Below are 16,175 nucleotides of genomic sequence, written 5' to 3'. Positions count from 1 at the left end.
CCATCCCCTCGTTCGTGTGCTTGATTCTCTGCCCGGCGGCGTCCGTGCCGCCGGGGAACGCCGATTCCTAACCGAGCGCTTCGAAGAGGTGGCCCATCCGGTCACGCTTGGTCCGCAGGTAGCCCACGTTCTCGGCGTGCACCCGCACCGGAAGCTCCTCGCGGCCGGTGACGGTCAGCCCGTACCCCTCCAGCCCCGCCCGTTTCGCCGGGTTGTTGGTCAGCAGCCGCATCGAGCGCACGCCGAGGTCGTAGAGCACCTGCGCGCCGGTGCCGTAGTCCCGGGCGTCGGCCGGCAGGCCCAGCTCGAGGTTGGCGTCGACGGTGTCCAGGCCGCGGTCCTGCAACTGGTACGCCTGGAGCTTGTGCAGCAGCCCGATCCCCCGGCCCTCGTGCCCGCGCATGTAGAGCACCACCCCGCGCCCGGCCGCGACCACCCGCTCCAGCGCGGCGTCGAGCTGCGGCCCGCAGTCGCACCGCACCGAGCCGAAGACGTCCCCGGTCAGGCACTCCGAATGCACCCGGACCAGCACGTCCTCGCCGTCGCCGAGGTCGCCGTAGACCAGCGCGATGTGCTCGGAACCGTCCACCTGCGCGCGGTAGCCGACCGCGGTGAACTCGCCGTGCTCGGTCGGCAGCCGGGTCTCCACGACCCGCTCGACCTGCTGTTCCATCCGGTGCCGGTAGGCAATGAGCTCGGCGATGCTGATCAGCGCCACGTCGTGCTCGGCCGCGAAGGCCTCCAGGTCGGGCAGCCGCATCATGGTGCCGTCGTCGTTGACCATCTCGCAGAGCACCCCGGCGGGCCGCAGACCGGCCAGCTCGGCCAGGTCGATCGCGGCCTCGGTGTGCCCGGGGCGGCGCAGCACCCCGCCGGCCTTGGCCCGCAGCGGCACCACGTGGCCGGGGCGGGACAGGTCGGTCGGCTTGGTGGCCGGGTCGGACAGCAGCCGGATGGTGTGCGCCCGGTCGGCGGCCGAGATGCCGGTGCCGATGTTCTCCCGGGCGTCCACGGTCACCGTGTACGCGGTGCCCCGCCGGTCCTGGTTGGTGTGGTACTGCGGCGGCAGGTCGAGCCGGTCCGCCTCGGCCTCGGTGATCGGGGCGCAGATGTAGCCGGAGGTCCACCGGCGCATGAACGCGATCAGCTCGGGCGTGGCCATCTCGGCCGCGAAGATCAGGTCGCCCTCGTTCTCGCGGTCCTCGTCATCCACGACGATCACCGCCTTGCCGTCGGCGATGTCCTTGATGGCGCGATCGACGTCATCCAGCATTGCGGGCCCCCAGCATCTTCTCGACGTACTTGGCGATCACGTCGACCTCGAGATTCACCGGGTCGCCGATCGCCTTGGCACCCAGGACGGTCAACTTCAAGGTCGTCGGGATCAGCCCGACCGAGAACGAGGAGTCGTCGACGGCCATCACGGTCAGCGAGACGCCGTCCACCGTGATCGAGCCCTTCTCCACCACGTACCGGGAAAGCTCCTCCGGCAGTGCGAACCGCAGAACCTCCCACTCGTCGGCCGGCTCGCGCCCGATGATCGTGGCGACCCCGTCGACGTGGCCCTGCACCAGGTGCCCGCCCAGCCGGCTGCCGACGGTCGCGGCGCGCTCCAGGTTGACCGGGCTGCCCGGCCGCAGCGCGCCCAGCGACGAGCGGCGCAGCGACTCGCCCATCACGTCCGCGGTGAACACGCCGTCGACGTTGTCGAGCACGGTCAGGCAGACGCCGTTGACCGAGATCGAGTCGCCGTGCCGCGCGTCCGAGGTGACCAGCGGCCCGCGGACGGCGATCACGGCCGCGTCCCCGCCCGCGTCGGTGAGGTACTTGACCTCGCCCAGCTCCTCGATGATGCCGGTGAACATCAGGACTCCTTCTGCCGGAGGGTGGCGGTGAACCGCAGGTCGGGTCCGATCCGCGTGACGTCGGTGAGGTCGAGGTCGATGGCCTCGGTGATGGTGGTGACCCCGGCGGCGGCGAGCGCGTTCGCTCCCGCCCCGAGCAGTTTCGGCGCGACGTAGCCGGTGACCCGGTCGACCAGGCCCGCGGCGAGGAACGACCCGGCCAGCGTCGGCCCGCCCTCGAGCAGGGCCGAGCGCACGCCGCGGCCGAACAGCACGGTCATCAGGGCGTTCAGGTCGGTGCGGCCGTCCGGGCCGTGGCCCACCTCGGCCGCCGTCGCGATCCAGGTGGGCGCGCTCCCGTCGCGGACCTTCGCGGTTCCCGGGGTACGCCCGAACGAGTCGACCACGACCCGCAGCGGCTGCTTCACCTCGTAGTCGCCGCGGACCGTCAGCTGCGCGTCGTCGGCGAGCACCGTGCCCACCCCGGCGATGATCGCGTCGACCGTGCCCCGCAGCCGGTGCACGTCGGCCCGCGCCTCGGCCGAGGTGATCCACTTGCTGGTGCCGTCGGCGGCGGCCGAGCGCCCGTCCAGCGTGCCGGCGAACTTCCAGATCAGGTACGGCCGCCCGCGCCGCACCGCGGTCAGCCAGATGACGTTGCCCTGCTCGGCCTCCTCGCGCCGCACCCCGGTGACGACCTCGACGCCCGCCGCCCGCAGCGTGGCCGCGCCACCACCGGCCAGCCGGGTCGGGTCGTCCACGGCGATCACCACGCGCCGGACGCCGGCCTCGATCAGCGCCTGCGCGCAGGGCCCGGTGCGGCCGGTGTGGTTGCAGGGCTCCAGAGTGACCACCGCGGTGGCGCCACGGGCCTCGGCGCCCGCGTCGGCCAGGGCCGCGATCTCGGCGTGCGGCCCGCCGGCCCGGGCGTGGAAGCCTTCGCCGACCACATCGCCGGCCGGCCCGACCAGCACGCAGCCGACCACCGGATTGGGATGTGTGGTGCCGAGCCCACGAGCGCCCAGCGCCACCGCGCGGCGCATCGCCTCATCATCGGAGATCATCAAATCCCCCTCTCCAAGCGCGGCACATTCACGCGCTGAAGATGGAGAAAACGCAAAGAAGCGGACAGAACCACGCCTGATTACGCAGCCCACGGACGGCTCGGACCGGGCACTTTCCAGCCCGTTCCTGCCCCGGGGCGGCGGTCAGGCGAAGCCTGACCGTTCCGCGCGCCTGCTCCCATCCGGACTGTCGACCGCCCATAGGGAGCGATCACCGTCGGCCCTGGGTTCTCACCAGGTCCACCGTGCGTCCGAAGACGTCCGGGTCGCGGGCTTACCTTCGCTCTCGCGGAGGATCACCGCCGGTTCGGAATTTCACCGAGTCCCGCCAGCGCGTGGTGGGTCGTCCCAAAGTCTTGCACTAAATCCGTGGAGTGACACCCGGTCCGTCTCGCAGGTCACACTTCGCCCGGGTCTGTATCCGGGGAGCTGCTGCGACGCCGGTCGATGGCCACGTACGAGCCCGGCTGGCTCTTGGCGACCTTCTTCATCTCGGAGGCGACCGCCACGACCACCCGCGGATCGTCGAACTGACGACCGCCCGTCTTCGCCTCGGCCACCCCGATGGAGAGGGTCACCAGCGCGGCCCGCTGCTTGTTGCCGCGCCGGTCGGGCACCTCGATGTAACCGCGCTGGGCGTCGGTCGGGTCGTAGAGCTGGTCGGCCGAGTTCTCGAAGTCGGCCACCATCCGCTTGGTCAGCGGCAGCACCTGGTCGGGCGTGCAGATGAAGACGAAGTCGTCGCCGCCGATGTGACCCAGGAACACCGGCGGCCGGCCGGAGGTGGCCACCGCGCGGTGCAGGCTGCGGGCCAGGGCGGTGATGAACTCGTCGCCGCGGTCGAACCCGTACACGTCGTTGACGCTCTTGAACCGGTCGATGTCGATGTAGCCGACCGAGTACTCGCCGCCGGTCCGCATCCGGTCGACGATCTCGCGCCGGACCCGGGCGTTGCCGGGCAGACCGGTCAGCGGCGACACCTCCCGGAACTCCTTGTTGCGCCGCAGCGTGGAGGCCACCCGGGCGATCAGCTCGGCGGTGTCGAACGGCTTGACCAGGTAGTCGTCCACGCCCGCGGTCAGGCCGACGACCTTGTCGACGGTCAGGCCCTTGGCGGTCAGCATGATCACCGGGAGGGCGCTGGTCAGCGGCTCGGCGCGCAGCCGCCGGGTGAGCTCGACGCCGTCCATGGCCGGCATCATCCAGTCGACCACGGCGAGGTCGGGCCGGACCTTCTCCATCATGTCCAGGGCTTCCTGGCCGTCCTTGGCCCGGACCACCTCGAAACCGACCATCTTCAGGTTGAACGCTACGAAGCCGGCGATGTCGTCGTCGTCGTCGACCACCAGGATGGTGTCCGGGCGATCATCTGCCGGGTCACCGGGAAGATCGGTCGCCTCCATCCGGACCGCGCCCGAAGTCACAGCCGTACCTCCGTCTTCGCCGCTTGCTCGCGCAGCTTGCGCACCGCCTCCGCGGGATCGTCGGCGCCGTAGACCGCGGTGCCGGCGACGAACGCGTCCGCGCCCGCCTCGGCGGCCTGCTCGATGGTGTCGGCCGCGATGCCGCCGTCCACCTCCAGCCGCACCTCGAGATCCATGGCGCTGATCCGGCGGCGGACGTCACGCACCTTGCCGAGCATCTCGGGCAGGAACTTCTGCCCGCCGAAGCCGGCCTTGATCGTCATGATCAGCAGCGTGTCCACAAAGGGGAGGAGTTCCAGGTAGGGCTCCACCGGGGTGTCCCGGTCGATCGCCAGGCCGGCCCGCGAGCCCGCCGCCCGCAGCGTCTTGGCCAGCGCGAACGGGTTGTCGCAGGCCTCGGCGTGGAAGGTGACGTTGTACGCGCCGGCCTCGGCGTACCCCGGCGCCCAGCGTTCCGGGTCGGTGATCATCAGGTGCACGTCGAACGGCAGGTTCGTGGCCTTGCGCAGGCTCTGCACCACCGGCAACCCGATCGTGAGGTTCGGGACGAAGTGGTTGTCCATGACGTCCACGTGCACCCAGTCGGCCGCGCCCTCGATGGCGCGCACCTCGTCGGCCAGATGAGCGAAGTCGGCGGCCAGGATGCTCGGCGCGATGATCGGCGAAGGCTCCACGCTCGCAGTGTAGAACGAGCGATGGCCGACCGGGCTTCGCTCGCCCGCGCCGAGCCGGGATACTGATCCGTGCCGATCCTGAAACCCACTGTGAGGTCCCGCCGTGCCCCACCCCACTTGCCGCGGCTCGTTGCTGCTGGTCACGGCCCTTCTCGCCGTCCTCACCGGGTGCTCCGAGGCTCTGCCGCCCGGCGTCGACGGCAACCTGGGTGACGACTGGCCGCAGCCACCGAGCCCGGTGGCGTTCGAGCCGGCCGCGAAGGGCTGCTTCGACAAGATGGAGGCGGTCGCGCCGCTGGCCGAGTACGCGCCCTTCGACTGCGCCGAGCGCCATGTCGCCGAGTCGTACTTCGTCGGTGACCTGCCCCGGAGCACCGGCAACAGCCGTGACAAGGCGATGCGGGTGGCCGGCACGGAGTGCTCGAAGCGGGCCGACGCGTTCACCGGGGGCGACTGGCGGACGGCCGCGCTGCGCCTCCAGCCGGTGCTGCCCGGGCCGGCCGGCTGGTCGGCGGGCGCCCGCTGGTACCGCTGTGACCTGGGCCAGGTCGAGCCGGGGACGGACAAGGTGGTCAGCCGCAGCGGCTCGCTGAAGGGCGCGCTGACCGGGCCGGCGCCGCTGGCGCTGCGGTGCTTCGACCCGGACGTGAACGGGACGAACGTACGCACCATGAAGGCCGTGCCGTGCGCCGACCCGCACCACGCGGAATTCACCGGTTTGTGGGACGCCCCGGAGGTGGACCTCGACGAGTTGGACGACGACAGCCGGATGGCCAAGGGCTGCCGCACGTCGATCGCGGATTACACCGACGTGCCGGACGACAACAACCTGCAGTACCGCGCGGGCTGGCTGGCCTTCGCGCCCAGCCGGGGCGAGTGGGCGGCCGGCATCCGCGCGGTGCAGTGTTTCCTGTGGCTGGCCGACGAGCCGATGCGCGGCTCGTTCAAGGACGCCGGCAACAGCAAGCTACCGATCCATTACGCCTGATAGCCGCTGCTGGAACGTGGCCGTGTCGTTCAGGCGGGGGAACTCGGCCGCCGGCACCGGCACGCCGAGGAAGTCACACAACGGTCCCCAGCCCTGCTTCACCTCGAACTCCAGCAGCCGATCGGCCGGCACCACGCGGCGCACCGCGTCGTTGTGCCGCTCGAACACGCTGATCGCGAAGTCACGCTCGGGGAAGCGGGCCTTGAACGTGCCGTCCCACACGGTCGCATGGGCCATCTTGGCGAACGGCGGCATCTCGGGCAGGTCGAGCGCCTTCATCGCGGCCGGGTAGATGGTGCGGCAGGTGCTCTCGTACCAGGCGTCGGGGTCGCGCACGGTCAGCACGACCTTGGCCGCCGGGTGGGCCTCGACCAGCTCACGCCAGAAGTAGGCGCCCGGCCAGTCCACAGAGGAGCGGTAACCCTCGGTCGCGGCGTCGAGCGCGCCCGGAACCTCGTTCGCGGCGTCGAGCCACTTCTGGGCCCGCTCCTGATCCTCGATCAGGGGAATCATGTGGGCGCACGGGCCGAAGCCCACCTGCTCGAGCGCCGCCTTGAGACTGAGGGTTCCCGTCCGTCCGAATCCCGCGCCGATGACATCCATGGATGTCACCGTACCCAGAGTTTGTCGACCTGAAAGCTCAAGATTGGCTAGGAGGTCCGGCGGAGCACCGCGAGGAACATCGCGTCGGTGCCGTGCCGGTGCGGCCACAGCTGCACGGTCGGGCCGGCGCCGAGGTGGGGCATCCCCGGCGGGAACAGGGGGCGAGCATCGACAAAGTCGACCCCGACGCCGCTGCGCCGCGCGCCCTCGCTGACGGTCACCTGGGTCTCGACCATGTGCGGCGAGCATGTGACGTAGGCCACCACGCCGCCGACGCGGACGGCGCGGAGGGCCGCCACCAGAAGCTCCCGCTGGAGCCGGGTCAGCGGCGGCAGGTCGGCCGGTTGCCGGCGCCAGCGCGACTCCGGCCGCCGCCGCAGCGAGCCGAGCCCGGTGCACGGCGCGTCCACCAGCACCCGGTCGAACGAATCCTCGGGCAGGTCGGGGTCACGGCCGACCGAACGGCCGTCCATCGGCAGCACCGTCACCGGCATGCCCTCGGTGGCCTGCTCGACCAGGCGGGCCCGGTGTTCGGCCACCTCGACCGCGGTCACCTCGGCGCCGCGACCGGACGCGATCGCCCCCAGCAGCCCGGTCTTGCCGCCCGGCCCCGCGCACAGGTCGAGCCAGCGCAGATCGGTGCCCTCGACCGGCGCGGCCAGCAGCGCCGCCGCGACCAGCTGGGAACCCTCGTCCTGGACGTGGGCCCGGCCGTCGCGGATCGCCGCCAGCTCACCCGGCGAGCCGCTCTTGAGGTAGACCGCGTACGGCGAGAACGCCCCCGGCACGCCGTCGATCTCGTCGGCCAGGTCGACCGCGTCGACCCGCCCCGGCCGCGCGCACAGGTGCACGGCGGCCGGCTGGTTGTCCTCGATCAGCAGCCGCGCGGTGTCGGCCAGGTCGCCGCCCAGCGCCTCGCTGAACGACCGGATGATCCACTGCGGATGGTTGTGCAGCACCGCGAGGTTCCCGACCGGGTCCTCCTCGTACGCCGGCGCCAGCTTGGTCAGCCACGTGTCCAGGTCGCCGCCCTCGGACACCTGGCGCATCACCGCGTTGGCGAAACCGTCCGCGCCCGGCGCCACCGAGCGCACCAGGTCGACCGTCTGGTTCACCGCGGCGTGGGCCGGCACCCGGGTGTAGAGCAGCTGGTAGACGCCCAGCCGCAGCGCGTCCCGGGCCGGCGGGTCGATGCGGGACACCTCACGCCCGGCGGCCGACTCGATGACCAGGTCGAGGGTCCCGAGCGCGCGCAGCGTCCCGTAGGTCAGCTCGGTCGCGAACGCCGCGTCCCGCCCCGACAGCCGCAGCCCGCGCAGGATCTCGTTCAGGACCAGGTTGGCGTACGCGTCATCGCGATGCACCGCGGCGATCGCCTCGTACGCGGCCTGCCGGGCCGGATCCGCCGGTGGCCGCCCGGCCCGCGGACCGCGCCCCGTCCGGGCATCCCGCTCCTGGCCACGGCCCCCGTTGTAGCCCGGTCCGCCCGGACGCCGAGGACGTCCCGATCCGTGTGGCCGATCGGCCTGATGCCCGGTCATGCGAACGTCTCCCCCGCCTCGAGGCGGAGTCCCCGCGCCCAGTCAGTCGCGGACATCGGCTTCTTGCCGGCCGCGCGAACCTCTCCCAGTGCCACCGGTGTGGTGGCCGTACCCGCCAGAACCTGTGACCGCTCCACCCGGATCTCGCCCGGCTTCAGCGCCTCGGCGTTGGCCACCGGATGCACCGCGCCGAGCTTGAGCCGGTCACCGCGCAGCGTCGTCCACGCCCCCGGCGCCGGCGTGCAGGCCCGGATCCGCCGGGTCACCCCGAACGCCGGGTCACCCCACCGGATCCGCGCGTCCTCGACGGTGATCTTCGGGGCCAGCGAGACCCCGTCGGCGGGCTGCGGATGGGCCCGCGCCGTGCCGTCCTCGATCGCGTCCAGCACCGCCACGAGCAGACCCGCACCCTCGGTGGCCAGCCGTTCCAGCAGGTCACCCGAGGTGTCGGCCGGGCGCACGTGCTCGGTCAGCGTGCCGTACACCGGCCCGGTGTCGAGCCCCGCCTCCAGCTCGAAGACGCTCGCGCCGGTCACCTCGTCGCCGTGCAGGACCGCGTGTTGCACGGGCGCGGCGCCGCGCCAGGCGGGCAGCAGCGAGAAGTGCAGGTTGACCCACCCGTACCGGGGAATCCCGAGGGCGCTGGGTGGCACCAGCGCGCCGTAGGCGACCACCGGCACGCAGTCGGGGCCGATCTCGCGCAGCCGCTCCTGGAACTCGGGCTCGCGGGGCCGCTGCGGCGTCAGCACCTCGACACCGTGCTCGTCGCCCCACGCCCCCACGGGCGAGCGCACCAGCCGGCGCCCGCGCCCCGACGGCGCGTCGGGCCGGGTGACCACGGCGACCAGCTCATGCCGCGAGGCGGCCACGGCGTCCAGGGCGGGCAGGGCGGCCTCGGGCGTGCCGGCGAAGACCAGACGCATGCTCATCGCCCCCGCCCGAACAGGCCCCGGCCGTGCGGGCTCGCCTTGACCACCGGCGGTGCGGCGGCCTCGTACCACTCGGCCGCCCGGATCTGCTTCATCGCGTCCTTCCGCCCCGCCGCGTCCAGCCGGTCGAGGAACAGCACCCCGTCGAGGTGGTCGGTCTCATGCTGCACGCACCGGGCCATCAGCCCCGTGCCGATCAGCCGCACCGGGTCACCGTGCTCGTTGAACCCGGCCGCCACCACGTTCTGTCGCCGCTTGGTGTCGATGTAGATGCCCGGGATCGACAGGCACCCTTCCGGCCCGTCCTGCTCCTCGTCGTCCGGGAACGACAGCACCGGGTTCACGATGTGCCCCACCACGTCGTCGACGTCGAACGCGAACACCCGCAGCCCCACCCCGAGCTGCGGCGCGGCCAGCCCCGCACCCCCCTCGTCCTGCATGGTCTCGACCAGATCACGCACGAGGTTCCGGAGCTCCTTATCGAAATCGACGACCGGATCGGCCGCGGTGCGCAGCACCGGGTCCCCGAAGAGGCGGATGGGCTGGACAGTCACGCGACGCAACTCCTACTTAGGTGGCACTCGGTCACCCGGAAGTCTACGGACCCCCCATTCCAACCCCCGACCCATGGGGTACGGCGACGTCACGGCGCCGTGGCACACACGCAAGCTGGGCGGTGGGTCACCCTCCTTGCCCCCGCGCCGGGTTGTCCCGGTCGGAGGACCACGACGCCTTCGTGGGGGCGGTTGGTCAGCGTGACAGCCTTGCGGTCGGTGACCTTCCACGGCACCGCGCCGCCCAGGTCTCGCACCGCATGGCCCGCCGTCGCGCTGATCGTGTTGCGTCATCGGTGGCGCGGCGTGGCGTGTGGCCGTCGTGACGACCGGCGTCGCGTGCGTGGCGTCGTGGTTCGTAGCGAGTTGTGGTTCGTGGCGATTCGCGGTGATCGGCGCGGCGGCGCATAGCGCGGCGCGGCACGTGGCGGCGCGGCACGTGGCGGCGCGGCACGTGGCGGCGCGGCACGTGGCGGCGCAGCACGTGGCGTCGCGGCGTTGACCGAATCCAAAAAGCGGGTCGCGCGCACCGCCACCTCCCCCACCCCTTCCACTGGGTGGGCGGTGAATGTAGCGCGAAGGTGGGACGTTCTTGCTCGGTTGTCCACAGGCGAGGCTCGGGCGCGAGGGCTGTGGGTAACTAGAAGAGGGTGGCTGGGTCCATCTGGAGGCGGACCGGGTGGGCGGCTTTGCGGGCGCTGCGCACGGCGGCCGCCTCGTGCAGGGCGTGGGCCAGCTCGGCGGCCTTGCCGCGGGAGACGCGCAGGAGGAAGCGTTCCTGGTTGTCGGGGGCCGGGACCGGGCCGAGGATTTCGGTGTCGGCGGGCAGCCTTGCTACCTGGAGCAGGTCGGCCACGGCGTCGGCCGGGCCGGTCACGTCGGCCATCCGGGCGGCCGGTGGGAAGCGCAGCTCGCGGCGTTCGGCCAGTTCACGGGCGGCGAACCAAGCCGGGTCCCAGCGCAGCAGGGCCTGCACGGTGACCAGTGAGCCGTCGGCGACCACGATGACCGAGCCGTCGGGCCGGGCCAGGGCGGCCGCGTTGAACCAGCGTCGCATGGTCTCCTCGCCGGCCCGCAGGTCGGACCGGGTCAGCAGGGCCCAGGTGTCCAGCAGCAGGACGCAGCCGAAGCCCTCGTCGGCGACCGGCTCGGCGCCCGGAGTGGCCACCACCACAGCCGGTTCCGCGGGGACGGTGTTGAGGATCTCGTCGCGGCCCGATGTGCGGATGGATACGCCGGGGAAGGCTCGGCCCAGTTCCTCGGCGGTGCGGCGGGCGCCGGTGACCGAGGCTCGCAGCCGGCGGCCGCCGCAGGCGGGGCACGAATAGTCGGCGGAGACCCGGCCGCACCACCGGCAGGTCGGCACGTCCCGGGCGCCGGCCAGGCCGAGCGGCCCTGAGCAGTGCGGGCAGCGGGCCGGAGTGCGGCACTCGGCGCAGGCGGTCGACGGCAGGTAGCCGCGGCGTGGCACCTGCACCAGGACCGGGCGCCCGCCCTGCAACGCGGCGCGGGCGGCCTGCCACCCGAGGCTGGGCAGCCGGGCGGTGGCCGCTCCCGGGTCGCGGGCGAGCTGAGGGTCGTCCCCGGTCGGCTGGATCCGGGCCACTCGGCCCCGAAGGGTGTCCCTCGACCCGGTGATCTCCTTGGCCCATCCGGTCTCCAGCAGGAGCTGCGCCTCACCCGTCCGGGCGAACCCGCCGATCAGCGCCGAGCACCCGGCGAGCTGCGCCCGGGTCAGCAGCACCTCGCGCGCATGCGGGTAGGGCGCCCGCGGCTCGGCGTAGAGGTCGTCCCCGTCGTCCCAGATGACGACCAGCCCCAGCTCGGCCACCGGCGCGAACATCGCCGCCCTCGTCCCCGCCACCACCGGCACCTGGTGCCGGCTGGCCGCCAGGAACCGCCGATAGCGCTCCGCCGGCCCGGCGGCCGCGTTCAGCGCGACGTGCCGCCCCTCGCCGAGCACCCGGCCCATGGCGACATCCACCCGTTCGAGATCACGGGCATCCGCCACCAGCACCAGAGCCCCACGCCCACCCCGGACCGAAGCCGCGGCGGCCTCGGCGATCCGGGCCGGCCAGTCCTCCCCGGGCAACGCCGACCACACGGCCCGGGCCGTCCGCCCCTCCTCGAGCGCACGCAAGAACGCGGCCCCGGAAACGTAATCACCCCACCGCTCACCCACCGTGTCGCCATCCAGCGCCCCCGGCGCGGGAAAAGCGAAGGGCCCGGAAGAAGCAGGTTGGGGTTCTTCACCAGCGGCGGCCGGGGGGCCGAGGTCGTGATCCCCCGGCGGTGCCTTCTGCGACTCAACCCGCGCATGCCGCGGCGGCACAGCCAGCCGAAGAACATCCTGAAGGCTCCCGGCATAACGATCAGCCACCGCCCGCGCCAGCCGCGCCACCGCCGGATCAAGCACCCGCTCGCCCGACACCACCTTGTCGAGGAACGCCAGCTTCCCGTCATGGGGCGACGACTCGGCCCGCTCCAGCAGGAACCCGCTCACCAGCTGCCCGGCGAACCGCACCCGCACCCGCACCCCGGCCTGAGCCACGAGATCGTCGGACGCGTCGACCAGGTAGTCGAACGGCCGGTCGAGGTGGGGCAGCGGCACGTCGACCGCGACGCGGGCGATCGGCAGCCGCGCCGCCGCCTCACGGGGTGGCTTCGCCTTCGGCCGCTTACCGGAAACTTCCACGGGATGATTCTCCCGAGCGGGTACGACAGATTCAGGCGCAGCGAAAAGGGGCACCTCGCCGGATGACGAGGCGCCCCTTTCGACCGGTTCGCTAGGCAGCGGCGTTCTTCAGGTCCTGGGCGCGGTCCGTGTTCTCCCAGAGCAGGTCGGGCAGCTCACGGCCGAAGTGACCGTAGGCCGCGGTCTGCTGGTAGATCGGGCGCGTCAGGTCGAGGTCGCGGATGATCGCGGCGGGGCGCAGGTCGAAGACCTCGTTGATGGCCTTCTCGATCCGCTCGACCGGCACGTTCTCGGTGCCGAAGGTCTCCACGAACAGGCTGACCGGGTGGGCCTTGCCGATGGCGTACGCCACCTGGGTCTCGCAGCGCTCGGCGAGGCCGGCCGCGACCACGTTCTTGGCCACCCACCGCATCGCGTACGCCGCGGAGCGGTCCACCTTGGAGGGGTCCTTGCCGGAGAACGCGCCGCCGCCGTGCCGGGCGTACCCGCCGTAGGTGTCGACGATGATCTTGCGGCCGGTGAGGCCGGCGTCGCCCATCGGGCCGCCGATCTCGAAGCGGCCGGTCGGGTTGACCAGCAGCCGGTAGCCCTCGGTGTCGATGCCGAGGCCTTCGAGCTCGGGGCCGATCACGTGCTCGCGCACGTCGGGGGTCAGCAGCGACTCGAGCGAGATGTCGGCGGCGTGCTGCGAGGAGACGACGACCGTGTCGAGGCGGACCGGGCGGAGCCCGTCGTACTCGATGGTGACCTGGGTCTTGCCGTCGGGCCGCAGGTAGGGGATGGTGCCGTCCTTGCGGGCGGCGGAGAGCCGGCGGGCCAGGCGGTGGGCCAGCGCGATCGGCAGCGGCATCAGCTCGGGGGTCTCGGAGCAGGCGAAGCCGAACATCATGCCCTGGTCGCCGGCGCCCTGGGCGTCGAGCACGTGCTCGGAGTTGCCCTCGCGCAGCTCGACCGCGGAGTCGACGCCCTGGGCGATGTCGGGCGACTGCGAGCCGATCGAGACGCTGACGCCGCAGGACGCGCCGTCGAACCCCTTCTTCGACGAGTCGTAGCCGATCTTCAGGATCGTCTCGCGCACGATGCTCGGGATGTCCGCGTACGCCTGCGTGGTCACCTCACCGGCCACGTGCACCTGACCGGTCGTGATCAACGTTTCGACCGCCACGCGGCTGCGCGGGTCTTGCGCCAGCAGCGCGTCAAGAATGCCGTCGCTGATCTGGTCAGCGATCTTGTCCGGGTGGCCTTCCGTGACCGACTCGGAGGTGAACAGGCGGCGTGCCACGGTGCTCCTCAGATTCGTCCAACAACGTTCCGCGGAAGTGTAGTCACCTCCGCGGCGTCCATGTCATGCCGTCCCACCGGGGACGACCAGCCGTTTCACGACCTCGTCCCAGACCGCGTCGGCGACGGCGTCCTTGGGGCGCTCGCCCAGCTCGGCCACGGTGCCCGAAGCGTCGAGAATGGTGACGGTGTTCGCATCCGACCCGAAGACGAGGTCGGCGCCCACTTCGTTCACGACGATCAGGTCGGCACGTTTCCGGACAAGTTTCGCACGGGCGTTGGGCAGCGCCTCATGGGTCTCGGCCGCGAAGGCGACGAGCAGCTGACCTGGGCTCTTGGCCGCGCCGAGCTCGGCGGCGATGTCCGGGTTGACGACCAGTTCGATGGTCGGCGCGCTGCCGTCCTCACCCTTCTTGATCTTCTGTACGGCCGACGTGGCGGGCCGGAAGTCGGCCGGCGCCGCGGCCATCACCACCGCGTCGGCGTCGGCGAACGCCTGCACGGTGGCCTTGCGCAGCTCCTCGGTGGTGGCGACGCGGATCACATCGGCGCCCGCCGGATCGGGCAGTGTGACGTTGGCCGCGATCAGTGTGACACGCGCCCCACGGGCCACCGCGGTGCGCGCGAACGCGTACCCCTGCTTGCCTGATGATCTGTTGCCGAGGAACCGCACCGGGTCGAGCGGCTCACGGGTGCCCCCGGCGGTGACGACCACGTGCCGGCCGTGCAGATCGCGGGGCCGGCCGGCCAGCGCGCGGCGGGCGATCTCGAAAATCTCGGCGGGTTCCGGAAGTCGGCCCTTGCCGGTGTCGGCACCGGTGAGCCGGCCGACCGCGGGCTCGATGACCAGGTGACCGCGGTCGCGGAGGGTGGCCACGTTGGCCCGGGTCGCCGCGTTCTCCCACATCTCGGTGTGCATGGCCGGCGCCCAGACGATCGGGCAGGTGGCCGTGAGCAGCGTGTTCGTCAGCAGATCGTCGGCGAGACCGTGGGCCGCCTTGGCCATCATGTCGGCCGTGGCCGGGGCGATCACCAGCAGATCGGCGTGCCGGCCGATGCGGACGTGTGGCACCTCGTGCACGTCCTGCCAGACCTCGGTGGCCACCGGTTGTCCGGAAAGGGCCGCCCAGGTGGGCTCGCCGACGAACTTCAGGGCGGCGGCGGTTGGCACCACTCGTACCCGATGTCCGGATTCGGTGAACAGCCGCACCAGCTCGCAAGCTTTGTACGCGGCGATGCCACCGCAAACTCCCAGTACCACCTCGGTCACAACTAACGCCCCCATAACAAAATGGTCCCGCGTCCACTATGCGGGACGCGGGACCAGGTTACTGAGTCGATCAGGGGTTGTCGGTCGCCTCGGCGGTCAGCAGACCGGCGTTGATCTCACGCATCGCGATCGAGAGCGGCTTCTCCTGCGGAGTGGTCTCGACCAGCGGTCCGACGTACTCGAGGAGACCCTCACCGAGCTGGCTGTAGTAAGCGTTGACCTGTCGGGCGCGCTTCGCCGCGAAGATCACCAACGAGTACTTCGACGACGTCTTGTCGAGCAGCTCATCGATCGGCGGGTTGGTGATTCCTTCGGGATTTGCAACGGTTCCCACGGTGTGAAGATCCTTAATGTTCTGGCGCCTGTGCCGGGGTCAGATATGACGAACCAAGTAACCCTACCAGCTCATCTGCGGCACGTTCGACGAAATCATTGACCACCGTACGGTCGAATTCCTTCTCCGCCGCGAGTTCCTCGTCGGCGTGCACCAGGCGTTTCCGGATGGTCTCCTCGTCGTCGGTGCCGCGGCCGATCAGGCGGCGTTTCAGCTCTTCGACGCTGGGCGGGGCGAGGAACACCAGCTGGGCGTCGGACATCGTGGCGCGAACCTGGCGGGCGCCCTGCAGGTCGATCTTCAACAAAACGGGCCGGCCCTGTGCGAGCCAGCCCTCCACCTGCGCGCGGGGTGTGCCGTAGAGATTCCCCGCGAATTCCGCCCACTCGAGCAACTGCGCACCATCGATGAGCCGCTGAAACTCGGCCCTGCTGACGAAGTGATAATGCTCGCCATCGGTCTCGTAGTCGCGTTTCTTCCGCGTAGTGACGGAGACGGACAGCTTGATCCATGGCGAGCGCGCCCGGATCAACTCGATCACGCTGTCCTTGCCGACCCCGGAGGGGCCGGACAGGACGGTGAGCCGAGCTGCCGGGCGCGCGTCGTCATCCATACTCACGGCTCATTCCTACACGAGCCGACGAGTCAGTTCGCAGCGAACTCCCCCAGGAGGGCCTTACGCTGCTGCTCGCCAAGACCGCGCAGACGACGGCTGTCCGCGATCTTGAGCTTCTCCATGATCTGGGTCGCCCGGATCTTGCCGATGCCCGGAAGTGCCTGAAGCACCGCCGAAACCTTCAGCTTGCCGACGACATCGTCGCCCTCCGCGCGGTCAAGCACGGCGGCGAGGGTGGTCTTGCCAGACTTGAGCTGATCCTTCAGCTCAGCCCGAGCCTTGCGGATCTCCGCGGCCTTCTCCAGCGCTGCGGCACGCTGCTCAGGGGTCAATGACGGGAGCGGCACCAGTTCTCCTC

Annotated in this window: 16 protein-coding genes and 1 riboswitch; of the genes, 1 reads left to right on the top strand and 15 read right to left on the bottom strand. The window is 71.4% G+C overall.

From position 1 onward, the window contains the following. Window positions 1-67 precede the first annotated feature (67 nt). The 5 genes from AB0M54_RS22435 to rpe all read right to left on the bottom strand — a co-directional run bounded on the left by AB0M54_RS22435 (window position 68) and on the right by rpe (window position 5,006). A complete protein-coding gene (locus AB0M54_RS22435; RefSeq protein ID WP_364323646.1) occupies window positions 68-1,273 on the bottom strand; it encodes a bifunctional 3,4-dihydroxy-2-butanone-4-phosphate synthase/GTP cyclohydrolase II in 1,206 nt (401 codons plus the stop codon). After that, window positions 1,263-1,865 carry a riboflavin synthase gene (locus tag AB0M54_RS22430; protein ID WP_364323644.1) on the bottom strand — a complete coding sequence of 201 codons (603 nt, stop codon included), beginning with the start codon at window positions 1,863-1,865 and terminating at the stop codon, window positions 1,263-1,265. The genes AB0M54_RS22435 and AB0M54_RS22430 overlap by 11 nt, the downstream gene beginning before the upstream one ends. Continuing rightward, entirely contained in the window at window positions 1,865-2,908 is a 1,044-nt protein-coding gene (gene ribD / locus AB0M54_RS22425) for a bifunctional diaminohydroxyphosphoribosylaminopyrimidine deaminase/5-amino-6-(5-phosphoribosylamino)uracil reductase RibD (RefSeq protein WP_364323642.1), read from the bottom strand. Before ribD ends, AB0M54_RS22430 begins: the two co-directional genes overlap by 1 nt. 166 nt (window positions 2,909-3,074) lie before the next feature. After that, window positions 3,075-3,245: riboswitch (FMN riboswitch) on the bottom strand. 61 nt (window positions 3,246-3,306) lie between these two features. Beyond that, entirely contained in the window at window positions 3,307-4,311 is a 1,005-nt protein-coding gene (locus AB0M54_RS22420) for a response regulator (protein WP_364323818.1), read from the bottom strand. Between the two features lie 17 nt (window positions 4,312-4,328). Further along, complete coding sequence (gene rpe, locus AB0M54_RS22415) at window positions 4,329-5,006, bottom strand: ribulose-phosphate 3-epimerase (protein ID WP_364323640.1); 678 nt, start codon at window positions 5,004-5,006, stop codon at window positions 4,329-4,331. Window positions 5,007-5,109: 103 nt separating this feature from the next. On the opposite strand from rpe, the gene AB0M54_RS22410 reads away from it, so the two are divergent. After that, window positions 5,110-5,994 carry a septum formation family protein gene (locus tag AB0M54_RS22410; protein ID WP_364323638.1) on the top strand — a complete coding sequence of 295 codons (885 nt, stop codon included), beginning with the start codon at window positions 5,110-5,112 and terminating at the stop codon, window positions 5,992-5,994. Here the strand turns inward: AB0M54_RS22410 and AB0M54_RS22405 are convergent. The 10 genes from AB0M54_RS22405 to mihF form a co-directional block, all read right to left on the bottom strand. Further along, window positions 5,974-6,597: a sulfotransferase family protein gene (locus tag AB0M54_RS22405; RefSeq protein ID WP_364323636.1), complete on the bottom strand. Its 624-nt coding sequence runs from the start codon at window positions 6,595-6,597 to the stop codon at window positions 5,974-5,976. The genes AB0M54_RS22410 and AB0M54_RS22405 overlap by 21 nt on opposite strands. Before the next feature lie 47 nt (window positions 6,598-6,644). Continuing rightward, the gene (locus AB0M54_RS22400) at window positions 6,645-8,138 is read right to left on the bottom strand and encodes a transcription antitermination factor NusB (protein WP_364323634.1); all 1,494 of its coding nucleotides are present in this window, start codon (window positions 8,136-8,138) and stop codon (window positions 6,645-6,647) included. Further along, entirely contained in the window at window positions 8,135-9,061 is a 927-nt protein-coding gene (gene fmt / locus AB0M54_RS22395; protein ID WP_364473548.1) for a methionyl-tRNA formyltransferase, read from the bottom strand. Before fmt ends, AB0M54_RS22400 begins: the two co-directional genes overlap by 4 nt. Before the next feature lie 2 nt (window positions 9,062-9,063). Then, window positions 9,064-9,621, bottom strand: a complete 558-nt coding sequence (def, locus tag AB0M54_RS22390; protein WP_364473458.1) for a peptide deformylase — start codon at window positions 9,619-9,621, stop codon at window positions 9,064-9,066. Window positions 9,622-10,261: 640 nt separating this feature from the next. Beyond that, window positions 10,262-12,253, bottom strand: a complete 1,992-nt coding sequence (locus AB0M54_RS22385) for a primosomal protein N' (protein ID WP_364473547.1) — start codon at window positions 12,251-12,253, stop codon at window positions 10,262-10,264. A 154-nt stretch (window positions 12,254-12,407) separates the two neighbouring features. Beyond that, on the bottom strand, window positions 12,408-13,598 hold the full coding sequence (gene metK / locus AB0M54_RS22380) for a methionine adenosyltransferase (protein WP_364323630.1): 1,191 nt from the start codon (window positions 13,596-13,598) through the stop codon (window positions 12,408-12,410). Between the two features lie 63 nt (window positions 13,599-13,661). Beyond that, entirely contained in the window at window positions 13,662-14,882 is a 1,221-nt protein-coding gene (gene coaBC, locus AB0M54_RS22375) for a bifunctional phosphopantothenoylcysteine decarboxylase/phosphopantothenate--cysteine ligase CoaBC (RefSeq protein WP_364473456.1), read from the bottom strand. A 55-nt stretch (window positions 14,883-14,937) separates the two neighbouring features. Beyond that, window positions 14,938-15,201, bottom strand: coding sequence for a DNA-directed RNA polymerase subunit omega (gene rpoZ / locus AB0M54_RS22370; RefSeq protein WP_020517552.1), 264 nt, complete (start codon window positions 15,199-15,201; stop codon window positions 14,938-14,940). Between the two features lie 13 nt (window positions 15,202-15,214). Further along, window positions 15,215-15,814: a guanylate kinase gene (gmk, locus tag AB0M54_RS22365; RefSeq protein ID WP_364323625.1), complete on the bottom strand. Its 600-nt coding sequence runs from the start codon at window positions 15,812-15,814 to the stop codon at window positions 15,215-15,217. Window positions 15,815-15,846: 32 nt separating this feature from the next. Further along, window positions 15,847-16,164, bottom strand: coding sequence for an integration host factor, actinobacterial type (gene mihF / locus AB0M54_RS22360; protein ID WP_285684834.1), 318 nt, complete (start codon window positions 16,162-16,164; stop codon window positions 15,847-15,849). Window positions 16,165-16,175: the final 11 nt, after the last annotated feature.

The sequence above is a fragment of the Actinoplanes sp. NPDC051470 genome, from assembly GCF_040682035.1.
Classification (GTDB): Bacteria; Actinomycetota; Actinomycetes; order Mycobacteriales; family Micromonosporaceae; genus Actinoplanes.
Note: the sequence above shows the minus strand (reverse complement) of the source record. Positions and strands in the feature narration are given on the sequence as shown.